Source organism: Paracoccus endophyticus (genome assembly GCF_003286075.1).
In the GTDB taxonomy this organism is placed as follows: Bacteria; Pseudomonadota; Alphaproteobacteria; order Rhodobacterales; family Rhodobacteraceae; genus Paracoccus; species Paracoccus endophyticus.
This window is the reverse complement of the sequence record NZ_QLUV01000001.1, coordinates 621,952-638,429: the sequence shown is the minus strand read 5'-3', so window position 1 is coordinate 638,429 and position 16,478 is coordinate 621,952. Positions and strand designations below refer to the sequence as shown.

Sequence of the window (16,478 nt, the reverse complement as noted above, 5' to 3'; positions counted from 1 at the left end):
TCCTGTCGGGGGGCGGGCCGCGGCCCGTGCGTCGGTGGGGGAGGTGGCGGCCCGGGGGCGGGACGGACAGGCGCGCGGGCGCATCATGGATCGACCCGGCGGCCCACCGCCTGCCCCTCGGCCAGCGAGTTGACCCCGCGGATCACGACCTCGTCGCCGGCCGCAAGGCCCGCCGTCACCACGACGCGGTCGGCCCAGCCCTCGCCGGTGGCGATGGCGCGGCGGGTGACGACCCGGCCCGCATCGGTGCGGGCGACGACCCACACCGCCGGGGCGTCGCCGCCCACGATGGCCGCGGCGGGCACGGTCAGCACCTCGGCGTTGCCGTCGGCCCGCACCGCGCGGATCAGCGTGCCCAGCCGAAAGCCGCGCGCGTCCGCCAGGGTCAGGTGGACCCGGCGGGTGCGCGTCTGGGCATCGGCGACCGGTTCGACCCGGTGCACGACCGCGCGCACCGGCGCGGCATCGGCGGCGGCGCGGCTGACCAGGAACGCGGTCCCGATCCTCACCCCCATGGCGCGCTGCGCCTCGCTTACGTCGATCCTCGCCTCCAGCCCGTCCTCGCCCGACAGGGTCAGCACCGGCTCGCCCGCAGCGATGACCGCGCCCTTGCTGGCAAAGACCTCGCTGACGACCCCGTCGATGGGCGCGCGCATCTCGGCAAAGCCTTGCGCGTCGCTGGCCCGGACCAGTTGCGACCGGGCCTCGGCCATCGCGGCCTCGGCGGCGGCAAGGCCCTGCTCGGCCTGTTCCAGCTGCGCGCGCGAGGCGACGTTGCGTTCGGCCAGCGCGCGCGTGCGCTCGGCGGTGCTGCGTGCGGTGGACAGGTTCACCTCGGCCGCCGACACCGCCGCCTCGGCCGCGCGGACGTTGCCGTCCAGGGTCTCGCCGTCGAGGCGGGCCAGCAGCGCCCCCCGCCGCACCCGGTCGCCGATGTCCACGTCGCGTTCGACGATGCGGCCCAAGGTGCGGAACGCCATGTCCACCTGCGACCGCGCGACGATGATGCCGGGGATGCTGCGGACCTGCGCGGCCATGTCGGTCACGATCTCGGTCACGACGGGGCGCGGCGGCGCCTGGGGCGCGGGCGCCTTGGCCGTGTCCCAGGGCAGGGTCAGCGCGGCGAGGGGACTGGCCAAGGCCAGCGCCAGCGCGCCGGCGATCAGCAGCCGCGCCGCATGGCAGCCCACGCGGGTCATGGCCGCACCTGCCCCGCGGTGACGCGCCGGCCGGGAAACATCATCTGCGACCCCTCGCCCACGACGGTATCGCCCGGCTCGACGCCCGATTGCAGGATCACCACCTCGGTCTGGAACCGCTCGACCGTGACCGGCGTCAGCGTCGCCCGGCCGTCCGGGCCGACCCGCCACACCGCGGGCTGGTCCCCGGTCACGGTCAGCGCCGTCCAGGGGACCACGATGCCGGTCCCGACCGGCAGGCGCACGCTGCCCCGCACCGCTGCGCCCAGCAGCGAGGTGTCGGTGGGGCCGGGGATCGTCGCGCGGACGGTGACTGCCCCGGTCGCCGGATCGACCAGCGGCGCGATCTCGCTGACCGTCGCCGTCAGGGTGGTGCCGGGCCGGTCCAGGGGGTGCAACATGACGGCCGCGCCCATCGCGGCGTCAAGATCGGGGCCGTCGGGGGCCTGGAACACCGCCTCGAGGCCGGTCAGCGCAGCCACCTGCAACACGTCCTGCGCGGGGCCGACGATCTGGCCCGGCTCGCCCGACCGGACGGTCACGACCGCCGCTTGGGGGGCCCTCAGCTCGGTGTCCTCGCGGGCGCGGGACGCCTGATCGACGGCGATGCGGGCGCGCTCCGCCTCGCCCTCGGCGGCCGACAGGGCGCGGCGCGCGTCGTCGCGGGCTGCGGCGGTGCCCACGCCCCGCCGCAGCATCTCGTCCGAGCGGGTGGCCGCCTGCTGCGCCTGCTCCAGCGAGGCCAGCGCCGCGCCCAGCGAGGCCTGGGCGGCCGCCAGCGCCTGTTGCTGCTGGACGGGGTCCAGCCGCGCCAGCACCTGGCCCTCGCGCACGCGGTCGCCGGCATCGACCAGCACCTGGATGATCTTGCCGCCCTGGGGAAACGACAGGGCGATGCTGTCGCGCGCCGCGATGGTCCCGGTCAGCGCCATGTCGAAGGTCAGCGGCCGGCGCGCCACGGCCACGAATTCGACCGCCAGCGGCGCGGCAGTCCGGGACGCGCCGGAACCCGGTGCATCGGGCCTCTGCGCGGGCGCGGCCTTGACCAGCACGGCAAGGACGGCCAGCGCCATCAGGATAACGGTCGCAAGCGACCGGGGGCCTGTCGAGGAAGTCTGCCGCACGAGCTGCCTGTCCTTTGAATGGCTGTTCTATTGCCGGCCCCGGCTGGCAATGGAAAGCACATTGAGGTGAGGATTTTACGTGACGGCCGCCCGCTGGTGGAACCGGGGCTGGTCCCACGAGCCCTCGCGCAGGATCGCGGCCAGCGTGGCGACGGCGCGGTCCACGTCGTCCGGCCCGTTGAACAGCGGCGCAAAGCCGAAGCGCAGCAGGTCCGGGGCGCGGAAATCGCCGATCACGCCGCGGTCGATCAGCGCCTGCATGACGGCGTAAGCCTGCGGATGGCGCAGGCTGACCTGCGACCCGCGCAGGGCCGGATCGCCGGGGCTGGCCAGCACCACCTCCGGGCAGGCGGACCGGACGCCGGCGATGAAGGCCTGTGTCAGCGCCACCGAGCGCGCGCGCAGCGCGGCCATGTCCACGCCCTCCCACACGTCCAGCGCCGCCTCCAGCGCGGCCAGCGCGATGACCGGCGGCGTGCCGACGCGCATCCGCTCGATCCCCGGCGCGGGGGCATAGGCGGGGTCGAACGCAAAGGGCGCCGCATGGCCCATCCAGCCCTGCAGGACAGGTTGCGCCGCGTCGGCGTGGCGGGGGTTGACCCAGATGAACGCCGGCGCGCCCGGCCCGCCGTTCAGGTACTTGTAGGTGCAGCCGACCGCGAAATCGGCCCCCGCGCCCAGCAGGTCCACGTCCACCGCGCCCGCCGAATGGGCCAGATCCCAGACCGTCAGCGCCCCCGCCCCCTGCGCGGCAGCGGTCAGGCCGGCCATGTCGTGGCGCCGGCCGGTGCGGTAATCCACCTCGGTCAGCATCAGGACGGCCAGATCGGGGGTGATCGCCGCCGCCACATCCTCGGGCGCCACGACGCGCAGCTCGGCCCCGGTCATGCGGGCCAGCCCCTGCGCGACATACAGGTCCGAGGGGAAGTTGCCGCTGTCCGACAGGATCACCCGGCGGCCGGGACGCAGGGCCAGCGCGGCGGACAGCGCCTGAAAGACCTTGATCGACAGCGTGTCGCCCATGACGACCTGCCCCTCGCCCGCACCGATCAGCCGCGCGATCCGGTCGCCCACGCGGCGCGGCTGGTCATACCAGCCGGCGCGGTTCCAGCCGGTGATCAGCATCCCGGCCCACTCGTCCCGCATCATCGCCGCCACGCGGTCGGCGGCATGGCGCGGCATCGGGCCCAGCGAGTTGCCGTCCAGATAGGTGATCCCGTCGGGCAGGTGAAAGGCGCGGCGGGTGGCGGCAAAGTCGGTCATGGCGGTCCCCTTTCGCCAAAGGCTAGCAGCGCAGGCGGCGGCTGCAAGGTGGGCCTTCGCCGCCGTCCCCCCGGGTGCCTGCCGCGGCCTTCGCCGCCGGCTATCCGCCCGGCCCGTCCGCGCGCCTGGACACCTCCGTGATCCCTGAACCCGCCCGAAAAGGCCTCGGGCGGCCTGAAATATCCTCGGGGGAAGAGGCCGAAGGCCTCGCGGGGGCAGACAGCCCCCGTGCGGCGGCGCAAGGGGCCGGGCGGCCGGCGGGGGGGACAGGAACGGCCCTCGGGACCTGTCCCCGGCCTTACCCCTCGATCTTTCCGAAATCCGCGATCAGGCGGCCCGCCCCGCGGATGCGCGACAGCAGGTTCAGGCGGTTGCGGCGGAGGATCTGGTTGTCGGTGTTGACCTGCACCGCCTCGAAAAAGGCGTCGATGGGCGCGCGCAGGGCGGCGATGGCCGCCATGGCGGCGGGGAAGTCCTCGGCCCGCATGGCGGCGGAAATCTTCGGCTCGGCCGCGTCGAGCGCGGCGAACAGCGCGCGTTCCTCGTCGGTGTCCGCGAATTTCGGGTCCGCGCCGAAGGAATATTCGACGCCGTCCTTCTCCTCGGCCTGCGCGAGGATGTTGGCGGCGCGCTTGAGCCCCTGCAGCAGGTTCGGCCCGTCCCCGGTCCCCAGCATCGCGTTCAGCGCGGTGGCGCGGTTGACCACCAGCGTCAGGTCGTCGCTGCCCGGCATCGCCAGCACCGCGTCGATCACGTCATGGCGGATGCCCTGATCGCGGAGATGGACCTTGAGGCGGTCATGGAGGAAGGCGAGGAGGTCGGCGGCTACAATCTCTGGATCATACGCCGCGATAAGAACCGTTTTTGACTCCGGTTCGGCTTTCTCTGCCTCCTCGAAGAGGGCAGCAATCAGTTCGTTGTGCAACAACTGCGCCGCTGGGATTTTTGAGAGCGACGCATATTTTTCTCTTGTCGCCGAGGCATCAGCCGACAGCACGGACAGCGCTGACTTAGCATTTGCAGGAAGCGATGAGAAAAAGACGTCATTCAGCACTAAGCGCAGCTTATTCCCCAGCACCAGCCGGATCACCCCCAGCGCCGCGCGCCGCAGCGCAAAGGGATCTTTGCTCCCGGTCGGCTTCTCGTCGATCGCCCAGAAGCCGGTCAGCGTGTCCAGCTTGTCGGCCAGCGCCACGGCGACCGACATAGGCGCGCTGGGCACCTCGTCCGACGGCCCCAGCGGCGAATAGTGGTCGCGGGCGGCGTCCGCGACCGCGTCCGGCAACCCGGCGGCCTGCGCGTAATAGCGGCCCATCGTGCCTTGCAACTCGGGGAACTCGCCGACCATGGCCGACCGCAGGTCCAGCTTGGCAACCCTTGCCGCCTGCTCGGCCTGATCGGGGTCCGCCCCCACGGCGGGCGCAATCTCGCGGGCGAGCGCCGCGATCCGCTCCACCCGGTCGGCTTGCGAGCCGAGCTTGGCGTGGAAGGTCACGGCCTCCAGCCCCTTCTTCCACGTCTCCATCCCCGACCGCGCCTCGCGCAGGTCGTTCTCCCAGAAGAAGGCGGCGTCCGACAGGCGGGCGGCCAGGACGCGCTGGTTGCCGGCCAGGATCGTCGCGCCGTCGTCGGGCGTCTCGATGTTGGCCACCGTGACAAAGCCCTCGATCCGGCCCGTCCTGGGGTTGCGGGCCGACAGGAACTTCTGGTGCGCCTTCATCGAGGTCTGCAGCACCTCGGGCGGCAGGTCGAGGAAGCGGTCCTCGATCACCCCCATCAGCGGCACGGGCCATTCGACCAGCCCGGCCAGCTCGGCCATCAGCCCCTCGTCCGCCACGATCTCCCACCCGCGGGCAAAGGCGCGGGTCGCGGCCTCCTGCCGGATCGCGGAGTCGCGCTCGGCGGGGTCCAGCATCACGCGGGCGCGGCGCAGCTTGGCGGCGTAATCGTCAAAGCCCGTCACGCGGAAGGCGTCTGGCGCCATGAACCGGTGGCCGCGCGTCGTGTCGCCGGCCGTGATGCCGTCCACGGTCAGCGGCACGACCTGCGCACCCGCCTCGTCCGACAGGATGGCGATGATCGAATGCAGCGGGCGGACCCAGCGCAGCGGCCCCGACCCCCAGCGCATCGACTTGGGCCAGGGAAAGTCGCGGATCGCGGCCTCCAGCACCTCGGCCACGATCTCGGGCGCGCCGCGGCCGGGCCGTTCGATGACGGCGAAGAAGACCTCGCCCTTTTTCTCGGCCCGGCGTTCCAGCTGCTCCAGCGTCAAGCCGGTGGACCGCAGGAAGCCCTCGATGGCCCCCGCGGGCGCGTCCGTCCTCGGCCCCTTGCGCTCCTCGCGCACGGGGCGGGATTGCGCGGTCAGCCCCTCGACCGCCAGCGCCAGCCGGCGCGGCGTGGACAGGGCATTGGCGGACCGATAGGTCAGCCCGGCCTCGACCAGACCGTCGGTGATCAGGCGCCGCAGGTCCTCGCGCGCGCGCGACTGCATGCGCGCCGGGATCTCCTCGGAGAACAGCTCGATCAGCAGGTCGGGCATCAGTCCATGACCTTTCGTTCCGGGGTCTTGTCGTTGAACTGGTGCCAGGCAAAGGCCCGGCCGTCGGGATAGACGACGATCACCCGGTCCACGTCGGGGCGCACCTCGGCCTGCCCCAGCACCGCCTTTGCGGCCCCGCTTTCCAGGTCGGCCGTCAGCGCGCGCGCCGAATAGCACTGGAACCAGTTCGGCCCGTTCAGCGGCGTCGCGGCGGGATAGGGGGCAGCCTGGGCGACCTGCGCGGGGTCCAGCGTGAAGCAGGCGCGATAGCGGATGGGCGAGGACGAGGCGTCGATGGCGCGGAACCCCTCGATCGCGACCGGATGCGTGGCCCCGGCCGCGTCCGTGACGACGATCTGCCCCGCGCCGGTGATCTCGTCCACCTCCTCGTAGAAGCCGTAGACCTGCAGATACCAGACCGCCATTCCCGCCAGCAGCGAGACCAGCACCAGCATCGACACCATGATCTTGCCCGATGTCATGCGACGTCCCCCGGGGTTGTGCCGGTCGCGGCCTCGGTCGTCACGAACAGGTCGGCGCAGGCCTTGGCCAGCGCGCGCACGCGGCCGATATAGGCCTGGCGTTCCGTGACCGAGATGACGCCGCGCGCGTCCAGCAGGTTGAAGATGTGGCTGGCCTTGATCGCCTGGTCATAGGCCGGGTGCGCCATCGGGATGCGCCGCCCGGCGCTGTCTTCCGCAGGCGCCTGAAGGATGCGGGCGCATTCCGCCTCGGCGTCCCTGAAGTGCGCCAGCAGCATGTCGGTGTCGGCCACCTCGAAGTTCCAGCGGCTGTATTCGCGTTCCGTCTGGCGGAAGACGTCGCCATAGGTCAGCGGGATCGGGCTGTCGGGGGCGTTGAAGGGCATGTCCATGACGTGTTCCACGCCCAGCACGTACATCGCCAGCCGTTCGAGCCCATAGGTCAGCTCGCCCGAGACGGGGCGGCAGTCGTGGCCGCCGACCTGCTGGAAATAGGTGAACTGGCTGACCTCCATCCCGTCGCACCAGACCTCCCACCCCAGGCCCCAGGCGCCCAGCGTGGGCGATTCCCAGTCGTCCTCGACAAAGCGGACGTCGTGGATCAGGGGGTCCAGCCCGATCGCCCGCAGGCTGCCCAGATACAGGTCCTGCAGGTCCGGGGGCGAGGGTTTGATGATGACCTGATACTGATAGTAATGCTGCAGGCGGTTCGGGTTCTCGCCATAGCGCCCGTCCGTCGGGCGGCGCGAGGGCTGGACATAGGCCGCGGCCCAGGGGCGGGTGCCCAGGGACCGCAGGGTGGTCGCCGGGTGGAAGGTGCCGGCGCCCACCTCCATGTCATAGGGTTGCAGCACGGCGCAGCCGGTCGCGGCCCAATAGGATTGCAGGCGCAGGATCACGTCCTGGAAACAGCGCGGGCCGTTCGCGCCGGGCGTGGCCCGCGCGCCCGCATCGGCGATGCCGGCGCCCTGATCGGTCTGGGGGCTGGTCATTCCAGCGTCCTTTCGCATAACTGACGCGAATGTCAGGCGCCTTCTAGGGGGCGGGTCTGACCGGGTCAATGACGGGTCACGAACGGGGCGCGGATGCGAGCTTGGGCTTTTCTGATCGCGATGTTTCTGCCGGGGCTGGCGCTGGCCGAGCCCGTCGTCCTGCGGCTTGAGGCCAAGCGCGACGCCGGCGCCGCAGCCGAGGCCGCCGCCCGCTGGGCGGCGCAGTTTCCCGACGTGGTGACGTTTGCGCTGAACGAGGGGTGGACCGCCATCGCGCTGGGCCCGATGGAGCGCGCCGAGGCGCAGGCCAGGCTCGAGGCGCTGAAGGGCGCGGGCCGCGTGCCGGGCGACAGCTTCCTTGGCCCCGTGCCCGACGCGCTGACACCTGCGTCCCCGACGGCGGCCACGGGGCAGCCGGACGCCGCGCCCGCGCCCGATCCGTCGGCCGACCCCACCGCCGCCCAGCCGCAGGCCGGCGCCCCCGACCAGCCCACAGCCGGCCAGCCCACAGCCGACCAACCTGCCCCCGACCAGCCCGCGCCCGGCGACTATATTCGCCTGCAGGCCCTGGCCACGCGGGCCGAGGCGGACGCGGCGCTGGCCGACTGGCGCAAGGATTTCCCCGAGGCCGGGCTTTACGCCCTGCCCGACGGCTGGTTCGCCGTGGCGCTGGGGCCGATGGCGCGCGACACGGCTGCCGCCTGGCTGGATGCGATGCAGGCGGCGGGCCGCGCCGCGGATGATGCCTTCGTCGCAGGCGCGGACCGCCTGGGTCCGGTCGCCGATGCGGGCCGCGCCCCCGACCTGCCGCCGCCCGGGAACGCGCCCCTGCCGCCGCTGGACCAAGTCCAGCGCGCGCTGCGCTGGGCCGGGCTTTACGACGGCGCGATCGACGGCAAGGACGGGCCGCGGACGCGCGACGCCATCGCGGCCGAGATCATGGCCCAGCGCGCCGCCCCCGACGCGGGCACGGCCATGGCCGCGCTGATCGCACGACGCGCGGCCTGGCGCGACCAGATGGGCCTGACCCGGCTGGACGACGCGGCCAGCGGCCTGTCGGTCACTGCGCCGATGGACCGGCTGATCTTCGACCGGACCGAGCAGGGACTGTCGATCTATGGCCCGCGCGACGGCTCGGGCGCCGCGCTGATCCTGTGGTCGGCGCCGGGCGGCCAGCAGGAGATGCTGGACTTCACCGGCCTTGTCACCGCGCTGGGCTGGGTGCCCGCGCCCGAGCGCATGGTGACGCCGGGCCGCGCCGTGCTGCGCGGCCAGAACGCGACCCACATCGGCCAGGCCGAGGCGCGGGTCGCGGACGGGCGCGCCGAAGGCTTTGTGCTGATCTGGCCGCTGGCCGATGCCGAGGACCAGCCGCGCGTCGCGGCCGAGCTGAGCGACAGCTTTGCGCGCAGCCCCGCCCCCCCTGCGGACGGCCAAGCCGCGCCCGCCGCGGCAACGAACGGCTTGGACACGATCCCGGCGGATGCGACGCAGCCGGCGGCGGGCGCGGACTGACGACCCCGGGTGCGTCCTGTGCGCGGGACTCTCGACCGCGGCAAACGCGGCGCGCCCGCAGGCCGTGCATTTGGCGGCGGCGGGATGGACGGCCTTGGCCGCATCATCCGTGCGGGCGTGCCGACCGGCGCGGACGCACGACGCCCGGATTCGATGCAGCAGGCCACCGAAGGCTAAGGGCGCCGTCCGGCAGGACTCCCGGCTGTCGGTCAGGGCGCAAGGAAACGGCCGCACCGCGCCCCCGGATCGCCGCGGCACGGGCCTGTCCCGTCCGTCAGCCGGGTTCGGCGATCTCGACGGCGAACGCGGGGCCGAACCGGTCCAGCCGGGGCGCATCCAGATAGCGCGACAGGTCGCGCGGGCGGTCCTGCGCGATGCGCCGCAGCGTGGCGTTGCCGACCGACAGCGGCTTTTCGGTGCCGTCCTCGCCGCGTGCCAGCCGCCGCTGAGCGGCGTCCAGCCGGTCGAACAGCGCGCCTTCGGGTCGCCCGGCCAGCGCGCGGCGGGCGGGGTGCATGGGCGCGACCTCGCCTGCGATCACCGACAGGAAGGCCGCGCCGAAGCTGTCGAGCTTTTTCGCGCCCACGCCCCCGATCCGCGCCATGTCGTCCAGCGTGCGCGGCCGGGCCTGCGCCATCTCGATCAGCGTGCGGTCGGGAAAGATCACATAGGCGGGCACCCGCGCCGCCTCGGCCAGCTCGCGCCGCTTGGCCTTCAGCGCCGACAGCAGGGGCGCGTCCTCCTCGTCCACCTGGGTCCTGACGACGGTGGCGGGACGCGCCTTGCGGACCAGGTCGCGGCGCAGGATCACCGCCGCCTCGCCGCGCAGGACCGGGTGCGCGGCCGCGGTGATCCGCAGCCCGCCGTGGCGTTCGGGGTCGGGGCGGATCAGGTCGCGGCCCAGCATCTGGCGCAGGATCGCCTGCCATTCGCCCTTGGGCGTGGCGCGGCCCACGCCAAAGGTCGGCAACTGGTCGTGGCCGCGCTGCGTGACCTTGTCGGTCACGGTGCCGGTCAGCACGTCGATGATGTGGCCCTGGCCGAACCACTCGCCCGTCCGCAGCACCGCCGACAGCGCCATCCGCACCGGCTGGGTCGCGTCGAAGACCTCGGGCGGGGTGTCGCACAGGTCGCAGTTGCCGCACGGCTCGGCCGTCTCGCCGAAATAACCCAGCAGCACCTGGCGCCGGCAGGCCGCGGCCTCGGCCAGCCCCAGCAGCGCGTTCAGCCGGGCGTGGTCGGCCTCCTTGCGGTCGGGCGGGGCCAGCCCCTCGTCGATCTGGGTGCGGCGCAGGCGGATGTCGTCGGGGCCATACAGCGTCAGCGTTTCCGCAGGCGCTCCGTCGCGGCCCGCGCGGCCGATCTCCTGGTAATAGGACTCGATCGACTTGGGCAGGTCGGAATGGGCCACCCAGCGGATGTCGGGCTTGTCGATGCCCATGCCAAAGGCCACGGTCGCCACCACCACCAGCCCGTCCTCGCGCTGGAAGCGGCCCTCGACCTCGCGCCGCCGCTCGGCCTCCATGCCGCCGTGATAGGCCGCGGCCGGGATGCCCGCCTCGTTCAGCGCCGCCTCCAGCGTCTCGGTCCGGGCGCGGGTCGCGCAGTACAGGATGCCGGACTGGCCGCGCCGGGCGGCGGCGAACTCCATGATCTGGCGGCGTGGCCCGTCCTTGGGCTGAAAGGCCAGGTGGATGTTGGGCCGGTCGAAGCCGCGCAGGAACGCCGCAGGGCGCGCGCCCTCGAACAGACGCGCCACGATCTCCTCGCGCGTCTCGGCGTCCGCCGTCGCGGTGAAGGCCGCCAGCGGCACGCCCAGCGCGCGCTTCATCTCGCCCACGCGCAGATAGTCGGGGCGGAAGTCGTGGCCCCACTGGCTGACGCAATGCGCCTCGTCCACGGCCAGGGCGGTCACGCCCGCGCGCCGCAGCAGGGGCAGCGTGCCGCCCGAGGCCAGGCGCTCGGGCGCCATGTAGAGGATCTTGAGCGTGCCGGCGGCCAGCGCGTCGAAGACCTCGCGCGTCTCGTCGTCGGTGTTGCCGCTGGTCAGCGCGCCGGCGGCGACACCGGCGGCGCGCAGGCTGCGGACCTGGTCGCGCATCAGCGCGATCAGCGGCGAGATGACGACCGTCACGCCGTCCCGCATCAGGGCGGGCAGCTGATAGCACAGCGACTTGCCCCCGCCGGTCGGCATGATGGCCAGCACGTCGCGGCCGGCGGCCACGGCCTCCACGATCTCCTGCTGGCCGGGGCGGAACGCGTCGAAGCCCCAGACCCGCCGCAGCAGGTCGGCCGCCTGCGGGTCCGCCATCAATAGCCCAGGAAGAACCCGGCGTTGTTCGCCAGCGCCCGTTGCAGGATGACGATACCGATGAACACCACCAGCGGCGCCAGGTCCAGCCCGCCCATGTCGGGCAGGATGTTGCGGATGGGTCGATACAGCGGCTCGAGCAGCCGCGACAGCCCGTCCCAGACCTGCGCGACCAGCGGCTGGCGCAGGTTCAGCACCTGAAAGTTGATCAGCCACGACATGATGATGTGGGCGATCATGATGAACCAGATCACGTCCAGGATCAGCATCAGCGCCTGAAAAAGCGTCGTCATCGCGGCCTCGCCTCCGAAAGGGTGGGCATCAGGTAGGCGAGAGCGCCTGCCGGCGCAAGGCGCGCCGCATCGCAACGCCGCGCAAGAGACCGGCGGCACACTGGCGGCACACTGGCCCGGCACGCGCGCGGGCGGTGCTGGACGGCCGGCGAAGCGCTCTGCGGGCGGGCGACCCACGCCGGGGGGCACGACCCGTGCGGCGTGGCGGGGCCGTCCCGCCCCGCCGCCCGTCACGCCCCGTCACGGTTGACGCCCGCGGCAGGCCGTCCTAGCCCCGGCGCAGGTCCGCACTGTCCAGGGGGCGCCCATGTATCCGCTGATCCGCTTTGCCCGAGAGGTGGTGGCCGCGCGCCGCGCGCCGCGCCTGCCGCCGCTGGGCATCCACGTCTCGACCCATCGCTGCTGGCCCTGGGACCTCGACCCCTGGATCGAGCTGAACAACGGCCGCACCCTGACGCTGTACGACCTGGGCCGGATTCCGATGGCGATCCGGCTGGGCATCACCGACACGCTGCGGGCCCGGGGCTGGGGCTTCACGGTGGCGGGCAACTCGGTTCGCTATCGCCGCCGCATCCGGGCGATGCAGCGGTTCACGCAGGTCTCGCGCATGCTGGGCTGGGACGAGCGGTTCCTGTATATGGAGCAGTCGATGTGGACCCGCGGCGACTGCGCCAACCACATGCTGCTGCGCGTGGCGATCGTCGGCGGGCAGCGCGCGGGCATCGTGCCGCCCGCCGACTTCATGGCCGCGATGGGCCACCCCGAGGCCAGCCCGCCCCTGCCCGACTGGGTCCTGGCCTGGGTCGAGGCCGACGCCCGCCGCCCCTGGCCGCCCCGGATCGGCGACCTTGGGGATGACCGAACCGACGACTTGCCAGCCTGACCCGCCCGGTGCCTTATGCGCCGCGATCAAGGGGACCGGGGGTGGCATGGACCGCAGGCGGATCTGGGGCTGGTGGTTCTTCGACTGGGCCAGCCAGCCCTACAGCACGCTGCTGCTGACCTTCATCTTCTCGATCTACTTCGCCGAGGTGGCGCAGCACCGCTTTGCCATGCTGGGCGCGGCGGACGCCGTCCACGCGGGCGCGCAGGCGCAGGCGATGTGGGGCTATGCGCTGTCGCTGACCGGCATCGCGATCGCGGTGCTGGCCCCCGTGCTGGGGGCGGTGGCCGACACCACGGAGCGGCGGATGCCGTGGATCTGGCTGTTCTCGGCGCTGTATGTCGTGGGCAGCGCGGGGCTGTGGACCCTGACCCCCGACGGCGGCGCGCTGACCCAGGCGCTGGTGCTGTTCGGCATCGGCCTGATCGGGATGGAGTTCGCCACCATCTTCACCAACGCGCTGATGCCCTCGCTGGGCACGCGGGCCGAGATGGGGCGGATTTCGGGAACCGGCTTCGCCTTCGGCTATCTGGGGGGCGTGGTGGCGCTGGTCGTCATGCTGGCGTTCTTTGCCGAAAGCCGCACGACGGGCCTGACGCTGCTGGGCAACCCGCCCGCGCTTGGGCTGGACGCAAGCGCGCGCGAGGGCACGCGCTTTGTCGGCCCGTTCACCGCGATCTGGTACGCGGTCTTCATGATCCCGTTCTTTTTGTGGGTGCGCGAGCCTGCGGGCACCGGCACCCCGTTCCGGGCCCGCCGGGTCGCGGCCGACCTGGGCCGGCTGATCTGGTCGCTGCGCCGCCGCCGATCGCTGGCGGCGTGGCTGGCCTCGTCGATGTTCTCGCGCGATGCGCTGAACGCGCTCTATGCCTTCGGCGGCGTCTATGCGGCGACGGTGCTGGGCTGGCCGGTGATCTGGTCGGGCGTCTTCGGCGTGGTCAGCGCGGTCGCCGCCGCCGTCATCAGCTGGCTGGGCGGGCGGGCAGACCGGCGCTGGGGGCCCAGGCCCGTGATCGCGGTGGCCATCGCCGTGCTGATCGCCGTCTGCACCCTGGTCGTCGGGATGAGCCGGCAATCCCTGTTCGGCCTGCCGCTGGACCCCGGCTCGCGCCTGCCGGACGCGCTGTTTCTGGCCTGCGGCGTGGCGATCGGGGGCGCGGGCGGCGCGCTGCAGTCGGCCAGCCGCACCATGATGGTGCGCCACACCACCGCGGCCCGCGCGACCGAGGCGTTCGGCCTTTACGCGCTGTCGGGCAAGGCCACCGCCTTCCTGGCCCCCCTGCTGATCGCGGTCGCCACCGACCTGTCGGACAGCCAGCGGATCGGCATCTCGCCGCTGATCGTGATGTTCCTTCTGGCGCTGGCGCTGCTAAGCTGGGTCAACCCAGAGGGAGAGCCCGAACCGTGATCCGCAAGACCCTGACCCTGGCCGCCGCGCTGCTGGCGCTGGCCCTTCCCGCAGCGCCCGCGCTGGCCGATCCGCTGGCCAAGGACGTGTTCGGCGGCCAGCGGGCGCCCAGCCGCGGCCAGCCGCTGGCGATCGGCGGCTATTCGCGGGGCTGCGCCGCGGGCAGCGTGCAACTGCCGGAAACCGGCCCGACCTGGCAGGCGATGCGCCTGTCGCGCAACCGCAACTGGGGCCATCCGCAACTGGTCGATTTCCTGATCGACCTGTCGCGGCAGGCGACGCGCTTCGGCTGGCCGGGGATCTATGTCGGCGACATGAGCCAGCCGCGCGGCGGCCCGATGCTGACCGGCCATGCCAGCCACCAGATGGGGCTGGACGCCGACATCTGGATGCTGCCCCCGTCCAGCCTGCGCCTGTCGCCGGCCCAGCGCGAAAGCCTGTCGTCGCAGTCGGTCGTGGCGCGCGGCGGCGTGGCGCCCAGCCCGCTGTGGTCGGCCTCGCACCATGCGCTGCTGCGGGCAGCGGCGTCCGACCCCCGCGTCGCCCGCGTCTTCGTCGATCCGGTCGCCAAGGTGATGATGTGCCAGTCCGAACGCGGAAACCGCGGCTATCTGCGCAAGATCCGTCCCATCGCCAGCCATGACTATCACTTCCACGTCCGTCTGGCCTGCACCAACCGGGGCTGCGAGGATCAGGCCGCCCCGCCGCCCGGCGACGGCTGCGACGAGGCCGCGCAGTGGATCCGCGACCGCATCGACCCGCCGCCCGCGCCGCCGCCGAACCCCGAGTATCGCCACCCCCGGACCTATCGGCTCAGCGAGTTGCCGCGCGCATGCCAGGCCCTCGTCAGGCGCTGATCGCGGCGGCACTCGCCGCGGCACTCGCGCTGGCGGCGGGGTCGCTGCCCGCCGCCGCCGCCACCGTCGATTACCTCGGCACCTTCGTCTGGCGCGGCAGCGACGCCGATTTCGGCGGGTTCTCGGGGCTGGAGCTGGACGAGGCGGGCGGGCGCTATACCGCGCTGTCGGACCGCGGCACGGTCCGCTGGGGCAGCGTGGACCGCGACGGACAGGGACGCATCCGCGCCCTGACCACCGCCGGCACCGCGCGGCTGCAGGACAGCGGCGGCAACAAGCTGCGCGCGGGCTATCTGGGCGACGCCGAGGGGCTGGCCATCGACGCGCAGGGCCGGCTGTTCGTCAGCTTCGAGGGGCTGGACCGCATCGCCCGGTTCGACACCCCCGACAGCCCCGCCGTCCGCATCCCGCCCGCGCCGCAGTTCAGGCGCCTGCGCCCCAACGCCGGGCTGGAGGCACTGGCCGTGACCCCCGACGGCGACATCCTGACCATCCCCGAGGCCTGGCCCGCGCCGGCGGGCAAGGACGGCGGCTTTCCCGTGCTGCGGCGCAGCGGCGACGCATGGACCGTGCCGTTCCGCATCCCCCGGTCGGGGCCGTTCGTCCCGGTGGGCGCGGACGTGGGGCCGGACGGCCGGCTCTACCTGCTCGAGCGCGCCTTCAAGGGTGTGCAGGGCTTTGCCAGCCGGGTGCGCCGGTTCGACATGACGCCCGACAGCCTGTCGGCCGGCGAGGTGCTGATCGAGACAGGCTTTCTGCGCCACGACAACCTCGAGGGACTGGCGGTCTGGCGGGACGCGCAGGGCATCCGCCTGACGATGATCTCGGACGACAACTTCCTGTTCGTCCAGCGCACGGAACTGGTGGAATACCGCGTCCGCGACTGACCGCGGCTTGACGCAGCGGGTCCGGGCGTCCTAGACGCGGCCCGTCCCGCCGCCGGGGCCGAGTTCTTCCGCCACCTTGTAAAACGGAAATCATCCATGCGTTCGCTGTTGCCCGCGGTCCTCGCGATGGCCGCCGTCGTGCTTGCCTCGAACATCCTGGTCCAGTTCATGCTGGGCGACTGGCTGACCTGGGGCGCGCTGACCTATCCGATCGCCTTCCTTGTCACCGACGTGACCAACCGCGTCCACGGCGCCGCCGCCGCGCGCCGCGTCGTCGTCGCGGGCTTTGTCGCGGGGGTCGCCTGTTCGCTGGTCGCGGCCGGGCTGGACAAGACCACGCTGCGGATCGCGCTGGCCTCGGGGCTGGGGTTCATCACCGCGCAGCTGCTGGACGTCGCGATCTTCGACGCGCTGCGCCGCCGGACGTGGTGGCAGGCGCCCTTCCTGTCGTCGCTGGTCGGCTCGGCGGTCGACACGGTGCTGTTCTTTGCCATCGCCTTCGCGGTGATCCTGCCGGCCGACGCCAACACCGGCTGGGCCAACGAGATCCTGCCGCTGCTGGGCCAGGGACCGGCGGCGCCCCTGTGGGTGTCGCTGGCCCTTGCGGACTGGATGGTCAAGCTGGCGCTGGCGGCGCTGGCCCTTGTGCCGTTCCGCCTCATCATCCGCAAAATCTTGTCCGGGCCGGTCGAAAACTGATTGACTTGCCCCAAGGCTGTGGC

General features: G+C 72.8%; 14 protein-coding genes. 6 read left to right on the top strand and 8 right to left on the bottom strand.

Translation table 11 applies throughout. The features are described from left to right. Window positions 1-83: 83 nt before the first annotated feature. The 6 genes from DPQ23_RS03060 to DPQ23_RS03035 all read right to left on the bottom strand — a co-directional run bounded on the left by DPQ23_RS03060 (window position 84) and on the right by DPQ23_RS03035 (window position 7,602). Entirely contained in the window at window positions 84-1,199 is a 1,116-nt protein-coding gene (locus DPQ23_RS03060; protein ID WP_112873163.1) for an efflux RND transporter periplasmic adaptor subunit, read from the bottom strand. After that, complete coding sequence (locus DPQ23_RS03055) at window positions 1,196-2,323, bottom strand: efflux RND transporter periplasmic adaptor subunit (RefSeq protein WP_240602334.1); 1,128 nt, start codon at window positions 2,321-2,323, stop codon at window positions 1,196-1,198. Before DPQ23_RS03055 ends, DPQ23_RS03060 begins: the two co-directional genes overlap by 4 nt. 75 nt (window positions 2,324-2,398) lie before the next feature. Continuing rightward, window positions 2,399-3,586 carry a kynureninase gene (gene kynU / locus DPQ23_RS03050; RefSeq protein ID WP_112873161.1) on the bottom strand — a complete coding sequence of 396 codons (1,188 nt, stop codon included), beginning with the start codon at window positions 3,584-3,586 and terminating at the stop codon, window positions 2,399-2,401. 298 nt (window positions 3,587-3,884) lie between these two features. Continuing rightward, complete coding sequence (gene glyS, locus DPQ23_RS03045) at window positions 3,885-6,128, bottom strand: glycine--tRNA ligase subunit beta (protein WP_112873160.1); 2,244 nt, start codon at window positions 6,126-6,128, stop codon at window positions 3,885-3,887. Continuing rightward, window positions 6,128-6,610 carry a DUF6446 family protein gene (locus DPQ23_RS03040; RefSeq protein WP_112873159.1) on the bottom strand — a complete coding sequence of 161 codons (483 nt, stop codon included), beginning with the start codon at window positions 6,608-6,610 and terminating at the stop codon, window positions 6,128-6,130. The genes glyS and DPQ23_RS03040 overlap by 1 nt, the downstream gene beginning before the upstream one ends. Next, a complete protein-coding gene (locus DPQ23_RS03035) occupies window positions 6,607-7,602 on the bottom strand; it encodes a glycine--tRNA ligase subunit alpha (protein WP_240602332.1) in 996 nt (331 codons plus the stop codon). The genes DPQ23_RS03040 and DPQ23_RS03035 overlap by 4 nt, the downstream gene beginning before the upstream one ends. A gap of 93 nt (window positions 7,603-7,695) precedes the next feature. Here DPQ23_RS03035 and DPQ23_RS03030 point away from each other — a divergent pair, with 93 nt between their 5' ends. Next, window positions 7,696-9,117, top strand: a complete 1,422-nt coding sequence (locus DPQ23_RS03030) for a peptidoglycan-binding protein (protein WP_162630609.1) — start codon at window positions 7,696-7,698, stop codon at window positions 9,115-9,117. 274 nt (window positions 9,118-9,391) lie between these two features. Here the strand turns inward: DPQ23_RS03030 and recQ are convergent, their stop codons facing one another. Together recQ and DPQ23_RS03020 are read right to left on the bottom strand one after the other, a co-directional pair. Beyond that, window positions 9,392-11,428: a DNA helicase RecQ gene (recQ, locus tag DPQ23_RS03025; RefSeq protein ID WP_112873157.1), complete on the bottom strand. Its 2,037-nt coding sequence runs from the start codon at window positions 11,426-11,428 to the stop codon at window positions 9,392-9,394. After that, the gene (locus tag DPQ23_RS03020; RefSeq protein WP_112873156.1) at window positions 11,428-11,721 is read right to left on the bottom strand and encodes a YggT family protein; all 294 of its coding nucleotides are present in this window, start codon (window positions 11,719-11,721) and stop codon (window positions 11,428-11,430) included. The genes recQ and DPQ23_RS03020 overlap by 1 nt, the downstream gene beginning before the upstream one ends. A gap of 307 nt (window positions 11,722-12,028) precedes the next feature. On the opposite strand from DPQ23_RS03020, the gene DPQ23_RS03015 reads away from it, so the two are divergent. The 5 genes from DPQ23_RS03015 (at window position 12,029) to DPQ23_RS02995 (ending at window position 16,455) form a co-directional block, all read left to right on the top strand. Further along, window positions 12,029-12,604, top strand: coding sequence for an acyl-CoA thioesterase (locus tag DPQ23_RS03015; protein WP_112873155.1), 576 nt, complete (start codon window positions 12,029-12,031; stop codon window positions 12,602-12,604). A gap of 46 nt (window positions 12,605-12,650) precedes the next feature. Beyond that, entirely contained in the window at window positions 12,651-14,012 is a 1,362-nt protein-coding gene (locus tag DPQ23_RS03010; protein ID WP_112873154.1) for an MFS transporter, read from the top strand. Then, window positions 14,009-14,869: a penicillin-insensitive murein endopeptidase gene (mepA, locus tag DPQ23_RS03005; RefSeq protein ID WP_420818561.1), complete on the top strand. Its 861-nt coding sequence runs from the start codon at window positions 14,009-14,011 to the stop codon at window positions 14,867-14,869. Before DPQ23_RS03010 ends, mepA begins: the two co-directional genes overlap by 4 nt. Continuing rightward, a complete protein-coding gene (locus DPQ23_RS03000; RefSeq protein WP_112873153.1) occupies window positions 14,845-15,756 on the top strand; it encodes an esterase-like activity of phytase family protein in 912 nt (303 codons plus the stop codon). The genes mepA and DPQ23_RS03000 overlap by 25 nt, the downstream gene beginning before the upstream one ends. Window positions 15,757-15,852: 96 nt before the next feature. Then, on the top strand, window positions 15,853-16,455 hold the full coding sequence (locus tag DPQ23_RS02995) for a queuosine precursor transporter (protein ID WP_112873152.1): 603 nt from the start codon (window positions 15,853-15,855) through the stop codon (window positions 16,453-16,455). Window positions 16,456-16,478: the final 23 nt, after the last annotated feature.